Source organism: Kitasatospora sp. NPDC048239, assembly GCF_043202015.1.
Classification (GTDB): Bacteria; Actinomycetota; Actinomycetes; order Streptomycetales; family Streptomycetaceae; genus Kitasatospora.
Genome location: NZ_JBICZP010000016.1, coordinates 78797 through 93484, shown reverse-complemented (window position 1 = coordinate 93484; position 14688 = coordinate 78797). Strand labels below are relative to the sequence as shown.

General features: G+C 70.8%; 13 protein-coding genes. 6 read left to right on the top strand and 7 right to left on the bottom strand.

The window, feature by feature from the left end:
• Positions 1-54: 54 nt before the first annotated feature.
• Positions 55-312, top strand: a complete 258-nt coding sequence (locus ACGFZP_RS32375; protein WP_392939772.1) for an SCO4848 family membrane protein — start codon at positions 55-57, stop codon at positions 310-312.
• 115 nt (positions 313-427) lie between these two features.
• Here the strand turns inward: ACGFZP_RS32375 and ACGFZP_RS32370 are convergent, their stop codons facing one another.
• Genes ACGFZP_RS32370 through sdhC form a run of 4 tightly spaced genes read right to left on the bottom strand, consistent with a single transcriptional unit; the run spans position 428 to position 3878 of the window.
• The gene (locus ACGFZP_RS32370) at positions 428-1201 is read right to left on the bottom strand and encodes a succinate dehydrogenase iron-sulfur subunit (RefSeq protein WP_392939770.1); all 774 of its coding nucleotides are present in this window, start codon (positions 1199-1201) and stop codon (positions 428-430) included.
• The gene (gene sdhA / locus ACGFZP_RS32365) at positions 1201-2943 is read right to left on the bottom strand and encodes a succinate dehydrogenase flavoprotein subunit (RefSeq protein WP_392939768.1); all 1743 of its coding nucleotides are present in this window, start codon (positions 2941-2943) and stop codon (positions 1201-1203) included. Before sdhA ends, ACGFZP_RS32370 begins: the two co-directional genes overlap by 1 nt.
• Before the next feature lie 54 nt (positions 2944-2997).
• Positions 2998-3489, bottom strand: a complete 492-nt coding sequence (gene sdhD, locus ACGFZP_RS32360) for a succinate dehydrogenase, hydrophobic membrane anchor protein (RefSeq protein ID WP_392939766.1) — start codon at positions 3487-3489, stop codon at positions 2998-3000.
• Positions 3490-3497: 8 nt separating this feature from the next.
• The gene (sdhC, locus tag ACGFZP_RS32355) at positions 3498-3878 is read right to left on the bottom strand and encodes a succinate dehydrogenase, cytochrome b556 subunit (protein ID WP_392939764.1); all 381 of its coding nucleotides are present in this window, start codon (positions 3876-3878) and stop codon (positions 3498-3500) included.
• Positions 3879-4133: 255 nt separating this feature from the next.
• Here sdhC and ACGFZP_RS32350 point away from each other — a divergent pair, with 255 nt between their 5' ends.
• Positions 4134-4913 carry a hypothetical protein gene (locus ACGFZP_RS32350; protein WP_392939762.1) on the top strand — a complete coding sequence of 260 codons (780 nt, stop codon included), beginning with the start codon at positions 4134-4136 and terminating at the stop codon, positions 4911-4913.
• A gap of 6 nt (positions 4914-4919) precedes the next feature.
• Here ACGFZP_RS32350 and ACGFZP_RS32345 read toward each other — a convergent pair whose 3' ends face one another.
• The 3 genes from ACGFZP_RS32345 to ACGFZP_RS32335 all read right to left on the bottom strand — a co-directional run bounded on the left by ACGFZP_RS32345 (position 4920) and on the right by ACGFZP_RS32335 (position 8239).
• Positions 4920-5405 (bottom strand): 2-oxo-4-hydroxy-4-carboxy-5-ureidoimidazoline decarboxylase, encoded by a 486-nt coding sequence (locus tag ACGFZP_RS32345; RefSeq protein ID WP_392939761.1) that lies wholly within the window; start codon positions 5403-5405, stop codon positions 4920-4922.
• A gap of 346 nt (positions 5406-5751) precedes the next feature.
• On the bottom strand, positions 5752-7416 hold the full coding sequence (locus tag ACGFZP_RS32340) for an alpha/beta hydrolase (protein WP_392939759.1): 1665 nt from the start codon (positions 7414-7416) through the stop codon (positions 5752-5754).
• A 67-nt stretch (positions 7417-7483) separates the two neighbouring features.
• A complete protein-coding gene (locus ACGFZP_RS32335; protein WP_392939757.1) occupies positions 7484-8239 on the bottom strand; it encodes an SDR family oxidoreductase in 756 nt (251 codons plus the stop codon).
• Between the two features lie 179 nt (positions 8240-8418).
• Between ACGFZP_RS32335 and ACGFZP_RS32330 the strand changes: the two genes are divergently transcribed.
• The 4 genes from ACGFZP_RS32330 to ACGFZP_RS32315 all read left to right on the top strand — a co-directional run bounded on the left by ACGFZP_RS32330 (position 8419) and on the right by ACGFZP_RS32315 (position 14686).
• Positions 8419-10008, top strand: coding sequence for a methylmalonyl-CoA mutase (locus tag ACGFZP_RS32330; RefSeq protein WP_392939756.1), 1590 nt, complete (start codon positions 8419-8421; stop codon positions 10006-10008).
• Between the two features lie 226 nt (positions 10009-10234).
• A complete protein-coding gene (locus ACGFZP_RS32325) occupies positions 10235-11497 on the top strand; it encodes an amidohydrolase (protein WP_392939754.1) in 1263 nt (420 codons plus the stop codon).
• Positions 11498-11750: 253 nt separating this feature from the next.
• Positions 11751-12806 (top strand): BMP family protein, encoded by a 1056-nt coding sequence (locus tag ACGFZP_RS32320; protein WP_392939752.1) that lies wholly within the window; start codon positions 11751-11753, stop codon positions 12804-12806.
• A gap of 89 nt (positions 12807-12895) precedes the next feature.
• Complete coding sequence (locus ACGFZP_RS32315) at positions 12896-14686, top strand: ABC transporter ATP-binding protein (protein WP_392939750.1); 1791 nt, start codon at positions 12896-12898, stop codon at positions 14684-14686.
• The last annotated feature ends 2 nt before the right edge of the window (positions 14687-14688 follow it).

Genomic DNA, 14688 nt, shown 5'->3' with positions numbered 1-14688 from the left:
CGCATACTGGGGGAGCACGCCATCTTCACGCCGCCGCCCCGCCGAAGGACCCTCATGAAGCTCAGCCGCCGCACCTCCTGGTTCCTGACCGCCTTCGGCGTCTGGTCCATGATGATCTGGGTCACCTTCGTCAAGAACCTCTGGAAGGACTCCGGTGGGCAGGCCTTCACCGGCGGCGACCACTCCCAGCCGACCGCGTTCTTCTGGATCCACCTCCTGCTCGCCGTGACCTCCTTCGTCCTCGGCGTCCTGGTCGGTTCCGTCGGTGTCCGCGGCCTGCGCGCCACCCGGCGCACCCCGGCCGTCGACTGAGCGGTTGCGCGCCCTGCCGCGGTCGGGGACGGCCGCGGGCGCGGGGAGGGGCCGGGAACGCCGAAGGGCCCGTCCGATCGGAGGATCGGGCGGGCCCTTCGGCGTCAGGCGCGGCTCAGAAGCGGCGGGTGACCAGCGCCCGCTTCACTTCCTGGATCGCCTTGGTGACCTCGATGCCACGGGGGCAGGCCTCCGAGCAGTTGAAGGTGGTCCGGCAGCGCCAGACGCCCTCGCGGTCGTTCAGGATCTCCAGCCGCTGCTCCGCACCCTCGTCGCGCGAGTCGAAGATGAAGCGGTGCGCGTTGACGATCGCGGCCGGGCCGAAGTACTGGCCGTCGTTCCAGAAGACCGGGCAGGACGACGTGCACGCGGCGCACAGGATGCACTTGGTGGTGTCGTCGAAGCGCTCGCGGTCCTCGGCGGACTGCAGGCGCTCGCGGGTCGGGTCGTTCCCCTTGGTGATGAGGAACGGCATGACGTCCTTGTACGCCTGGAAGAACGGGTCCATGTCCACGACCAGGTCCTTGAGGACCGTGAGGCCCTTGATGGCCTCGATCGTGATCGGCTTCTCCGGGTTGACGTCCTTGATCAGGGTCTTGCACGCCAGCCGGTTGCGGCCGTTGATCCGCATCGCGTCCGAGCCGCAGATGCCGTGCGCGCAGGAACGGCGGTAGGTGAGGGTGCCGTCCTGCTCCCACTTGATCTTGTTGAGCGCGTCCAGGACGCGCTCCTTCGGGTCCAGCTCCAGCTGGTAGTCGACCCACACCGGGTCCGGGTGCTCCTCCGGGTTGAACCGGCGGATCCGGAAGGTGACGGTGATCAGCTGGACGCCGCCGGCCTCGGCCGCGTCCAGAGCGGACGAGTGCTTCTCCATCGTCGGAGTGCCCATCAGTACTTACGCTCCATCGGCTGGTAGCGGGTCGTGACGACCGGCTTGTAGTCGAGGCGGATGGAGGTGGTGCCGTCCTCGGCAACCTCCTGGTACGCCATGGTGTGCTGCATGAACTTCACGTCGTCACGGGTCGGGAAGTCCTCGCGGTAGTGACCGCCGCGCGACTCCTCGCGGGCCAGCGCGGAGACGGCCAGCACCTCGGCGAGGTCGAGCAGGTTGCCCAGCTCGACGGCCTCCAGGAGGTCCGTGTTGTACCGGAAGCCCTTGTCCTGGATGGAGACGTTCTTGTAGCGCTCACGCAGCCCGGCGATGTCCTCGACGGCCTGCTTCAGGGTCGCCCCGGTGCGGTAGACCATGGCGTTGGTGTCCATGGTCTCCTGCAGCTCCTTGCGGATCTGCGCCACGGACTCGGTGCCGGTGGACTCGCGCAGGCCGTCGACCAGCGCCTGCACCTTCTCGGCCGGGTTCTCGGGCAGCTCGGTGAAGTCCACCGTCTGCGCGTAGTCGGCGGCGGCGATGCCGGCGCGCTTGCCGAAGACGTTGATGTCCAGCAGCGAGTTGGTGCCCAGGCGGTTGGCGCCGTGCACGGACACGCAGGCGACCTCGCCGGCCGCGTACAGGCCGGGGACGACGTCGGTGTTGTTGCGCAGCACCTCACCCTCGACGTTGGTCGGGATGCCGCCCATGGCGTAGTGCGCGGTGGGCTGGATCGGGATCGGGTCCGTGTAGGGCTCGATGCCGAGGTACGTGCGCGCGAACTCGGTGATGTCCGGGAGCTTGGCGTCCAGCTGCTCCGGCGGCAGGTGGGTGAGGTCCAGGTAGACGTGGTCGCCGTCCGGACCGCAGCCGCGGCCTTCGCGGATCTCGGTGTAGATCGCGCGGGAGCAGACGTCACGGGACGCGAGGTCCTTCATGACGGGGGCGTAGCGCTCCATGAAGCGCTCGCCGTCCTTGTTGCGCAGGATGCCGCCCTCGCCGCGGGCGCCCTCGGTGAGGAGGATGCCCATGCGCCAGATGCCGGTCGGGTGGAACTGGAAGAACTCCATGTCCTCCAGCGGCAGGCCGCGGCGGTAGACCAGGGCCTGGCCGTCACCGGTGAGGGTGTGGGCGTTGGAGGAGACCTTGAAGAACTTGCCGGTGCCGCCGGAGGCGAACACGACCGACTTGGCCTGGAAGACGTGGATCTCGCCGGTGGCCAGCTCGTAGGCGACGACGCCGGAGGTCTTGCCCTCGTTGATCAGCAGGTCGAGGACGTAGAACTCGTTGAAGAACTCGACGCCGTGCTTGACGCAGTTCTGGAACAGCGTCTGGAGGATCATGTGACCGGTGCGGTCGGCCGCGTAGCAGGAACGGCGGACCGGGGCCTCGCCGTGGTTGCGCGAGTGGCCGCCGAAGCGCCGCTGGTCGATCCGGCCCTGCTCGGTCCGGGAGAAGGGGAGGCCCATCTTCTCCAGGTCGAGGACGGCGTCGATGGCCTCCTTGCACATGATCTCGGCGGCGTCCTGGTCGACCAGGTAGTCACCACCCTTGACCGTGTCGAAGGTGTGCCACTCCCAGTTGTCCTCCTCGACGTTGGCGAGGGCGGCGCACATGCCGCCCTGGGCCGCGCCGGTGTGGGACCGGGTGGGGTAGAGCTTGGTCAGCACGGCGGTACGGCTGCGCTGGGTCGACTCGATGGCCGCGCGCATGCCGGCGCCGCCTGCGCCGACGATGACGGTGTCGTACTGGTGAATCTGCATGGGGGTTCTAACTCGCCTCTGGCCTCTGCCGATTGCCGATTAGATGCTGCGTCGTCAGATGTTGGGGTCGAAGGTGAAGATCACCAGGGTGCCGAGGAGCACGGTGAAGACCGTGGCGGCGCCCATGAGGCCCTTCAGCCAGAGCCGGGTGGAGTCCTTCTCGGCGTAGTCGTTGATGACCGTCCGCATGCCGTTGGCGCCGTGGAGCATGGCGAGCCAGAGCATCAGGAGGTCCCAGACCTGCCAGAACGGGGACGCCCAGCGGCCCGCCACGAAGGCGAAGCCGATCTTGGAGACGCCGCCGTCGAGCACCAGCATGATCAGCAGGTGGCCGAGGATCAGCACCACGAGGACGATGCCCGACAGCCGCATGAACAGCCAGGCGAGCATCTCGAAGTTGGTACGGGTGCGGCGCGGGGTCTTCTTGCTCCGCTGGCGGGCGGGCTCGATGACGAAGGCGTCCGCCGGGTTGCCGGTGCCGAGACCCTTGCCGGTGTGCGCCTGGGCGGAGGGGACCACCAGGGCGTCGGAGTATTCCGTGGACATGTCTCAGATCACTTCCCGAACCAGGTGGTCAGCGTGTGCTGCAGGATCGGGTAGAAGGCGCCGGCCATCAGCACGACCCACACCCCGACCACGGTCCAGAGCATCTGCCTCTGGTACTTCGGGCCCTTGGACCAGAAGTCCACGGCGACGACCCGCAGGCCGTTGAGGGCGTGGAACAGGATGGCGGCCACCAGGCCGTACTCCATCAGGTTCACCAGCGGCGTCTTGTACGTCTGAATGACGGTGTCGTACGCCTCGGGTGACACCCGCACCAGCGCGGTGTCCAGGACATGAGCGAACAGGAAGAAGAAGATGAGGACGCCGGTGACTCGATGAGCCACCCAGCTCCACATGCCTTCCCGGCCGCGGTACAGCGTTCCAGCCGGCACGGAAAAACCCTCCGGAAGCGGATCGGGGGCTCGGCCGGCTTCGGTGTCGGTCAGCCCGGCCGGGTACGGTCCACCGGCCGCCAGCATCCTATCGACGCGTTGTCGGGAACCGCCTCCGGGGGCCCGAGGTGTGATCAATCAGGCACGAGTGGCCTAGCCGGACAGGAACCACGGGCCGTTTGGTCGCTCTGGGTGACGGCTCGGCTGCGCTACGGTGGCGGCCCCTGCCGCCGCCGACACCCTGCCGAGGCCCCCGTGCCGCTCCGCCCGCCCCGCCCGCCCCGCCCGTCCACCGTCCTCCTCGGCTGCGCGCTGCTGGCCGCCGTCGGCTGCACCACGGTCGACGGCTCCGCCGACCGGGCCGGGGCCGGGCGCGAGCTGTCCGCCGCCGAACTGCGGGCCGCGGCGGTGGCCGACGGCGACCTGGGGCCCGGCTACACGGTGACGGTGATGACGCCTGGTCACGGCGAGACCGGCTCCGGCGGCGGGCGGGAGGTCTCGGACGTGCCCGCCTGTCAGCCGCTGCTGGCCGCGGTGAGCCCGGCGGCCGGTGCCGGCGCGGCCTCACCCGGGGCCTCGCCCGGTTCGGCCTACCCGACTGCGGAGACCGATCTGAGCGTGGCGCGGGCGGCCGATCCCAAGGGCGGCGTGTACGGAGGACTGCTGGCCTACCCGGCGGGCCGGGCGGCGCTGCTGCAGGGGGAGCTGGAGAAGCTGTTCGGCCCGTGTGCCGCCTTCACCTCCACCGCGCCGGCGCCGCCGAGTGACAAGGCGCGCAAGGGCGTGCGGACGAAGCACCGGCTGAGCCGGGACGACACGCCCACGCCCGGGGGAGCCGACGCGGTGACCGGGTTCACCCTGACGAATGAATCGGGCGCGGTGGTGCTCTCTCAGCGTGCGGTGCTGACCCGGGTCGGACCGGTGCTGGCGGTCTTCACCACCGTCGGCGTCGGCGCGGAGCGGGCCACCGCGCCGGACGAGCGGATCGTCCGGCAGCAGGTGGCCAAGCTCCGCGCCGCGCAGGCGCACAAGTGAGCCGGATCAGCGTGCGGCGGCCCCCGAATGGGTGGCGACCAGGTGCTCCAGACGGGTGAGGGCGATCCGGCGGAGCTCGTCCGCCGCGATCAGCCGCTCCTCGTCCGGGTCGTGGGCGAGTCGGGTGCGGATCGAGGTGAGCACGGTGTCGAGCATCTCCTCGGGGGCCACACCCTCCAGGCAGACCACGAAGACGTGGCCGAACCTGGCCTCGTACGCCGCGTGGGCCGCCCGCAGCGCGGTGTGCGCCGCCTGACTGCCGGGTGCGCGCATGCCGAGGAGCGGCTGCGGCATCCAGCTCTCGTCGGCCAGCGCCTCGGCCAGGTCGGCCGGACGCAGGTCGTAGGAGGCCTCGCTCGCGGCGGCGAGCAGGGACTCTATGTCGGGGTAGGGCCGGTGTGCGGTGAGCCGCAGGGCCCACCGGTGGCTGCCGCAGCAGGCGAGGAGAGCCTCCTCGGCCGCCCCGGCGTCGGCCTCGTTGAAGCGGTGCAACCCGAGGAGGGTCGGCTCGGAGCTGGGATCGAGCCGCTGTGACGGGATGTCGCTGGCCAGCGGGTCCTCCTCGTGAGGGCGGAGAGGTGCCGGTGAAGTGTGGGTGGTGGAGCAGCTGAAGTATGGGCTGCGGGGCGGTGTCCTGAATGCCCGCCGGGCTGCGGCTCCACGGTAGTTGAGCGGTCATCAGTTGGGGAGGGCGCACGCGGAATTCATCCGATCGAGCTATCAAGTTGTGACGTTGACACCTCGCTGTCAGCGCCCTCCCCATCCTCATCTGCTAATAATCCCGGCCTTGGCCCTCACCGCGGCCGGGCCTGACGCGGCTCGGTCAGGAGCAGCGCGGTCAGGAGCAGCGCGTCCCGGCCGCGGGCATCGTGCCGTCGACGAGGTAGGCCGCCAGCGCGGCGTCGATGCAGGCGTTGCCCTTGCCGAACGCGCCGTGGCCCTCGCCGACCCGGGTCAGCAGGGTGGCGTTGGCGAAGCCCTTGGCCAGCGCCTCGGCGGAGGCGTACGGGGTGGCCGGGTCGCCGGTGGAGCCGACCACCAGGATCGGGGCGCTGCCCTCGGCCCGGACGGCGTGCGGCTGCTCCTTGGTCCTGAACGGCCAGTAGGCGCAGCCGGGGTCGCTGAAGTCGTCCACCGTGGTGCCCTTGGCGACCAGCGGGGCCTCGGCCTGGAGCCTGGCCACCGCCTGCTGGGCACGCTCCGGGGTGGGCGCGGGCCGGGCGGCGTCGGCGCAGCTGATCGCGCCGTTCGCCTCCTCCATCGGGCTGTAGTGGCCGTTCTCGTCACGGCCGTTGTAGTTGTCGGCGAAGGACAGCAGGGGGTCCGGCTTGTTGCCGACCATGGCCCACCCGAGGCCGTTGCGCAGGTTCTGCCAGGCGACCTTCTCGTCGCCGTAGAGCATGCTCAGGGTGCCCGTCCAGGCGAGGTCGCGGCCGAGCTTGCGGCCGTCCTTCGCGGTCATCGGGTGGTCGTACAGGCCGTCCAGGAAGTCGGCGGCCTTCTTGGCGGCCTTGGCCGGGTCCTTGCCGAGCGGGCACTGGTCGGCGTGGTTCTGCACGCAGTCGGCGGCGAAGCGCTCGAAGGCCTTCTCGAAGCCGATCTGCTGGTCGATGCCGTGGTCCAGCCGGTCCTGGGCGGGGTCGACGGCGCCGTCCAGGATGAGCCGGCCGGTGGTCTGCGGGAACTCCTCGGCGTAGAGGGCGCCGAGGTACGTGCCGTAGGAGATGCCGAGGTAGTTGAGCTTCCTGTCGCCGGACACGGCGCGCAGCACGTCGAGGTCGCGGGCGGTGTTGCGGGTGCCGACGAAGGGCAGCAGCCTGCCGGACTTCGCCTGGCAGGCGGCGGCGTGGTCGGTGGCGGCCCTGACGTGCTCGGCCCTGCGGGCCGCCGGTTCCAGCGGGGAGTCGAGCTGGTTGGCCTCGTCGTGCTGCTTGTCGTCGTAGCAGACCACCGGGGAGCTCTCGCCGGTGCCGCGGGGGTCGAAGCCGATCACGTCGAAGCGGTCGTGCAGGGCGCCGTCGTACTCCTTGGCGCCGTACTTGACCATCTCGATGCCGGACCCGCCCGGGCCGCCCGGGTTGACCATCAGCGAGCCGAGCCTCTGGTCGGGCTTGCGGGCCGGCAGCTTGATCAGCGCGATGTCGAGCGCGTCGGCGGCGGGGTTGGCGTAGTCGAGCGGGACGTGCAGCCTGCCGCAGAGCATCCCGGAGATATCGATCTTGGCCTTGGCGGCCTCGGGGTCGGCCGGGCAGGCGGCCCAGGCGATCTGCTGGCCGTAGAACGGCTTGAGCGCCGGGTCCGCGGCGCCGGTGGGCTTGGGGGTCGGCGTCGGGATCGGCGTCGGGCTCGCCGTCGCGGTGGCCGGCGGTGCGGCGGACGCGGGCGTGCCGAGCGCGTCCTGGGCGGGCTTCGCGGTGTCGTTGCAGGCGGAGACGAGGAGCAGGGTGCCGACCGCGAGAGCGGTCAGCAAAAGCTGCGGGCGGGCGGCCCGGGGAGATCTCATCGCACGTATGTATCACTGCCGGGTGACACGTTCGATCAGGGCCCCCGGGCCGCCCGCCCGTCTGCGGTCAGGCCCGGTGGACCTTGTGGTTGGCGGCCTGCGCCCGCGGGCGCACCACCAGCAGGTCGATGTTGACGTGCGAGGGCCGGGTGACCGCCCAGGCGACGGTGTCCGCGACGTCGTCCGAGGTCAGCGGCTCGGCCACGCCCGCGTACACGGCCGCGGCCTTCTCCTCGTCGCCCCGGAAGCGGGTGACGGCGAAGCCCTCGGACCTCACCATGCCCGGCGCGATCTCGATCACCCGGATCGGCTCACCGCACAGCTCCAGCCGCAGCGTCGCCGCGATGGTGTGCGCGGCGTGCTTCGCCGCCACGTAGCCGCCGCCGCCCTCGTACGCGGTGATCGCCGCGGTGGAGGACAGCACCAGCACGGTGCCGTCGCCGCTCGCCCGCAGCGCGGGCAGCAGCGCCTGCGTCACGTGCAGCACGCCGAGCACGTTCACCTCGTACATCGCCAGCCAGTCGGCCGGGTCGCCGGCCTCCACGGACTCGGCGCCGATCGCCCCGCCGGCGTTGTTGACCAGCACGTCCACCCGGCCGACCCCGGCCGCGAAGGCGTTCACCGCGGCCCGGTCGGTGACGTCCAGGGTGACGGCCCGGGCGGAGCCGCCGCGGCCGGCGATCTCCTTGGCCAGTTCCTCGATCCGCTCGGTCCGCCGGGCGGTCAGCACCACGTCGAAACCCTCGGCCGCCAGCCGCCGGGCCGTCGCCGCGCCGATTCCGCTGCTGGCACCGGTGACCACGGCCACCTTCTGCTCGGTCATTTGCCACTCCCTGGGGAACACGTCGGTTTTGGAAGCACTTCAGTCGCTCACCCGATCATCTCAATGGCGATGGTCCGGACGGGCGGGAGCGGGTGCCGTTTCGCCACCGGCCCCGGACCGCCTCAGGGTCTAGATTGCGAAGTCCAGTGCACCTGCCCGCCGATCCCGTGGAGAGACCCATGGCAGCCGAGCCGCGCCGCACCGAGTCGGGCTTCCCGATCGAGCCCCTGTACGGTCCCGAGGCACTGGACGGGTGGGACGCGGCGCAGCGCCTCGGCAGCCCGGGGGAGTACCCGTACACCCGGGGCGTGTACCCCTCGATGTACACCGGCCGGCCGTGGACGATGCGCCAGTACGCCGGGTTCGGCACCGCCGCCGAGTCCAACGCGCGGTACAAGCAGCTGATCGCCAACGGCACGACCGGCCTCTCGGTGGCCTTCGACCTGCCCACCCAGATGGGCTACGACTCGGACGCCGCGGTCGCGGCCGGCGAGGTCGGCAAGGTCGGCGTGGCGATCGACAGCGTCGAGGACATGGGCGTCCTGTTCGACGGCATCCCGCTGGGCGAGGTCTCCACCTCGATGACCATCAACGCGCCCGGCGGCCTGCTCCTGCTGCTCTACCAGCTGGTCGGCGAGGCCCAGGGCGTGCGGTCCGCGCGGCTGACCGGCACCATCCAGAACGACGTGCTGAAGGAGTACATCGCCCGCGGCACCTACATCTTCCCGCCCAAGCCCTCGCTGCGGCTGGTCGCGGACGTCTTCCGCTACTGCCGGGCCGAGATCCCCCGCTGGAACACCATCTCGATCTCCGGCTACCACATGGCCGAGGCCGGGGCGAACCCCGCGCAGGAGATCGCCTTCACCCTGGCCAACGGCATCGAGTACGTGCGCACCGCCGTCGCCGCCGGGATGGACGTGGACGACTTCGCGCCCCGGCTCTCCTTCTTCTTCGTCTCCCGCACCACCCTGCTGGAGGAGGTCGCCAAGTTCCGTGCCGCGCGCCGGATCTGGGCGAGGGTCATGCGCGAGGAGTTCGGCGCGCGGAACCCGAAGTCCCAGATGCTCCGCTTCCACACCCAGACCGCCGGGGTGCAGCTCACCGCCCAGCAGCCCGAGGTCAACCTGGTCCGGGTCTCCGTCCAGGCGCTCGCGGCCGTGCTCGGCGGCACCCAGTCGCTGCATACCAACAGCTTCGACGAGGCCATCGCGCTGCCCACCGAGAAGGCCGCCCGGCTCGCGCTGCGCACCCAGCAGGTGCTGGCCTACGAAACGGACGTCACCGCCACCGTCGACCCGTTCGCGGGCTCCTACGTGGTGGAGGCGATGACCGACGAGGTGGAGGCCGCCGCCGTCGCGCTGCTGGCCAGGGTCGAGGAGCTGGGCGGCGCGGTGGCCGCGATCGAGGCGGGCTACCAGAAGTCCGAGATCGAGCGCACCGCCTACCGCATCCAGCAGGAGACCGACTCGGGAGCCCGGACGGTGGTCGGGGTCAACCGCTTCCAGCTGGACGCCGAGGAGCCCTACCAGCCGCTGCGGGTGGACCCGGCGATCGAGGCCCGGCAGACCGGGCGGCTCGCCCGGCTGCGCGCCGAGCGGGACTCCTCGGCGGTGGACCGCACCCTGGGCGCCCTGCGGACGGCCGCCGAGGGGAGCGACAACGTGCTGTACCCGATGAAGGAGGCGCTGGCCGCCCGGGCCACGGTCGGCGAGGTCTGCGACGCGCTGCGCGCGGTGTGGGGGACGTACACGCCCGTCGAGCGGTTCTGATCTGGCGTCAACGCCGGTGTGGAAGGCTGCGGTTGGCCCTTGACGGGGCCGGTCGGGGGCTGCCCCGTGACCCTTGCCGCGAGTGATCGTTGCACAGGGCAGGCACCCCTCGGAAGGCGGCTGAAACGAGATGTCATACCCACCTGCTCGGCCGGTATGCGCCCATCCGGGGACTTCTTTCGGGGAAGTCGGGCAAAATCCCCCCAACAGGCCTACCCTTGTTGAGATGAAGCGTTCTCAGCCCGCCGAGTCGGCCGTCACCCTCACCGCTGCCCGTCCCGCCGCAGATCTGCGTGCCAGGGTCGCCGGATTCGAGGCCGAGCTGATCGCCTTCCGCCGTGACCTGCACCGGCACCCGGAGCTGGGCCGCCAGGAGTTCCGCACCACCGGACTGCTGCACGACCGCCTGGTGGCGGCCGGCCTCGCCCCGCGGGTGCTGCCGGGCGGCACCGGGCTGATCGTCGACATCGTCCCGGCGGGGGCGCCGCGCGGCGCCGAGTTCCTGGCCTTCCGCGCGGACATCGACGCGCTGCCGATCGACGACGCCAAGACCGAGGCGCCGTACCGCTCGACCGTCCCCGGCCGGGCCCACGCCTGCGGCCACGACGTGCACACCTCCGTCGTGCTCGGCACCGCGCTGGTCCTGGCCGAGGCCGCCCGCACCGGCGAGCTGCGCCGCCCGGTCCGGCTGTTCTTCCAGCCCGCCGAGGAGGTCATGCCGGGCGGGGCGCTGGACGTCATCAACGCCGGCGGGATGGAGGGGGTCGGCCGGATCTTCGCGGTGCACTGCGACCCCAAGGTGGAGGCCGGGCGGATCGCGCTGCGCACCGGGGCGATCACCTCGGCCTGCGACCGCCTGGAGCTGCACCTGGACGGCCCCGGCGGCCACACCGCCCGGCCGCACCTGACCACCGACCTGGTGACCGCGATCGCCCGGATGGCCGCCGACCTGCCCGCCGCGCTGGCCCGCCGGATGGACCCGCGCTGGGGCGTCAGCCTGGTCTGGGGCCGGATCGCCTCCGGCTCCGCGCCGAACGTCATCCCGCAGCACGCCGAGTTGGAGGGCACCGTCCGCTGCCTGGAGCTGGACGGCTGGCGCGAGGCGCCGGACCTGCTGCACGAGCTGATCGCCAAGCTGGCCGAGACCTACCGGGCGAAGTGGACCCTCGACTACCACCGCGGGGTGCCGCCGGTGGTCAACGAGGCGGTCTCGGTGGGCCTGCTGGAGGCCGCCATGACGGCCCGGTTCGGGCAGGACGGCCACACCGTCGTGGAGGACACCGAGCAGAGCCTCGGCGGCGAGGACTTCTCCTGGTACCTGGAGCACGCCCCGGGGGCGCTGGCCCGCCTTGGCGTCCGCACCCCGGGCGACACGACCGTGCGGGACCTGCACCAGGGCCGCTTCGACGTGGACGAGCGGGCGATCGGGATCGGCGTGGAGCTGTTCGCGGCCCTGGCGCTGGACGCGGGCGAGGGGCCCGCGGCGTAGGAGGCCCGGGAAACTCCGGGTGTCCAAATCGTCCTAGTTATACCGATCCGGGCTTTATCTTCGGTTGCGTAAACTGGGCTGCTCCAACAGCACCCGCCGTCCGCGCACGGCAAAGGAGCCTCGGGAAGGCCGTGAGACCACGGTTTGATAACAACCCGAATGCTCCGGCGGCCCGTAATACAACCGTGTTCTACGCGCGTTACGGTGGCGTCCGACCACGCTAAACGGGTGCGTGTGAGAAGGAGATACTCCCTTGCGCCGTTCTACTAAGCTCGCTGCGGTTGTGCTCTCGGGTTCCCTGGGCATTGCCTCGCTCGCCGCTTGCGGCGCAAAGAGCAACGACACCACCGCTTCTGCCGGAGCCTCCGAGGGCAGCCTCAAGGTCGGCATGGCGTACGACATCGGCGGTCGTGGCGACCAGTCGTTCAACGACTCCGCCGCCCGTGGCCTGGACAAGGCCAAGGCCGATCTCGGCGTCGCCGTCACCGAGGCCGACGCCAAGACCGGCGAGGCCGAGGCCGACAAGGAGACCCGGCTCAAGAACCTGGTCACCGCCGGCTACAGCCCGATCATCGCGGTCGGCTTCGTGTACCAGGACGCGGTCAACAAGATCGCCAAGGAGAACCCGAACACCAAGTTCGCGATCATCGACTCGGCGTCCGACGCCCAGCCGAGCAACGTCACCTCGCTGACGTTCTCGGAGCAGGAGGGCTCGTACCTGGCCGGCGTGGCCGCCGCGCTCAAGTCCAAGACCAAGCACATCGGCTTCATCGGCGGCGTGCAGACCGAGCTGATCAAGAAGTTCGAGGCGGGCTACAAGGCCGGCGCGAAGTCCATCACCCCGGACATCACGGTCGAGACCACCTACCTGACCACGCCCCCGGACTTCTCCGGCTTCAACTCGCCCGACAAGGGCAAGGAGGCCGCGCAGGGCCAGCTCGACAAGGGCGCGGACGTCATCTACTCCGCCGCCGGCTCCTCCGGCAACGGCGCCATCGAGGCCGTCGCCAACAAGTCGGGTGCCCTCGCCATCGGCGTCGACTCCGACCAGGCCGCGCAGCCGGCCCTGGCGAAGTACAAGGCCAGCATCCTCACCTCGATGGTGAAGAACGTGGACAAGGCCGTCTTCTCCTACATCGAGTCCGCCAAGAAGGGCGCCATCTTCACCGGTGTGAAGAACTTCGACCTGAAGGCCGACGGCGTCTCGCTCGCCACCACCGGCGGCAAGATCGACGACATCCAGGGCAAGCTGAACGAGGCCGCCACCGCGATCAAGAGCGGCGCCACCACCGTCCCGACCGCCCCGTAAGGCGCGCCCGGACGTAGCTCCCGCTGCCACCTGCCCGGCAGCGCAATGATTGACACGGCATCAGGGAGGGGCCCGGCTGGGTGCGCTCAATGCGTACCCCCGGGCCCCGTCCCGTACCCCACCGTTTTTTCTTGGCCCTCCAGCGCAACGACGCGCCTCCAGACCACCAGGAGATCGCCATCACCGCATCCGACCCCGCCCTCAGCAAGGGCGGTACCCCCAGCGCGGGGACGGCGACACCGGCCGTCGAACTGCGCGGCATCACCAAGCGCTTCCCCGGCGTCGTAGCCAACTACGACATCAACCTCACCGTCCGCACCGGCACCGTGCACGCCCTGATGGGTGAGAACGGCGCCGGCAAGTCGACGCTGATGAAGATCCTCTACGGCATGCAGAAGCCGGACGAGGGGACCATCGCCGTCAACGGCGAGATGTGCGAGTTCAACACCCCCGGCGACGCGATCGGCCGCGGCATCGGCATGGTGCACCAGCACTTCATGCTCGCCGACAACCTGACCGTCTGGGAGAACGTCGTCCTCGGCGGCGAGGCCCTGTACGGCATCGGCGCCAAGGCGAAGGCGAAGATCAAGGAGATCTCCGACCAGTACGGCCTGGGCGTGCGCCCGGACGCGCTGGTCGAGGACCTCGGCGTCGCGGACCGCCAGCGGGTCGAGATCCTCAAGGTGCTCTACCGCGGCGCCAAGATCCTGATCCTCGACGAGCCCACCGCCGTCCTCGTCCCGCAGGAGGTCGACGCGCTGTTCGACAACCTGCGTGAGCTCAAGGCCGAGGGCGTCACCGTCATCTTCATCTCGCACAAGCTGCACGAGGTGCTGTCGGTGGCCGACGCGATCAGCGTCATCCGGCGCGGCACCACGGTCGGCGACGCCGACCCGAAGAGCGTCAGCGCCCGCCAGCTCGCCGAGCTGATGGTCGGCGCCGAGCTCCCCTCCCCGGAGAGCCGCGAGTCCACCGTCACCACCGACGAGATGCTCACCGTCCGGGACCTGCGGATCGCGAAGACCGACGCCGAGGGCATCGAGCGCGTGGTGCTGGACGACATCTCGCTGCGCATCCACAAGGGCGAGATCCTCGGCATCGCCGGCGTCGAGGGCAACGGCCAGGCCGAACTGGTCGAGGCCATCATGGGCATGCTGCCGCTGGACGGCGGCACGGTCACCCTGGACGGCAAGGACCTCTCCGGCACCCTCACCCGGGCCCGCCGCGAGGCCGGCATCGGCTACATCCCCGAGGACCGCCACCGGCACGGCCTGCTGCTGGAGGCCCCGCTCTGGGAGAACCGGATCCTCGGCCACGTCACCGAGGCCCCGAACTCCAAGGGCGTCCTGCTCGACCCGGCCGGTGCCCGCAAGGACACCCAGCGGATCGTCGAGCAGTACGACGTCCGCACCCCCGGCATCGAGGTCACCGCGGCCTCCCTCTCCGGCGGCAACCAGCAGAAGCTGATCATCGGCCGCGAGATGAGCCACGCCCCCAAGCTGCTGATCGCCGCCCACCCCACCCGTGGTGTGGACGTCGGCGCGCAGGCGCAGATCTGGGAGCACATCCGGACCGCCCAGCGGGCCGGCCTCGCCGTCCTGCTGATCTCGGCCGACCTGGACGAGCTGATCGGTCTCTCCGACACCATTCGGGTGATCTACCGCGGCCGTCTGGTCGCCGATGCCGACCCGGCCACCGTCACCGCCGAGGACCTGGGTACCGCCATGACCGGTGCGGCCAGCGGCCACATCGAGTCCGACGCGGAGGCCGTGGAGGAGTCCCACGCGGTCCGCGCGGAGGGCACCGAGGCCGCCGAGGCCGAGGACGGCACCCCGTCCGACACCCCCACCGACACCGCCGACCCGCAGGCGGGGGAGTAGCC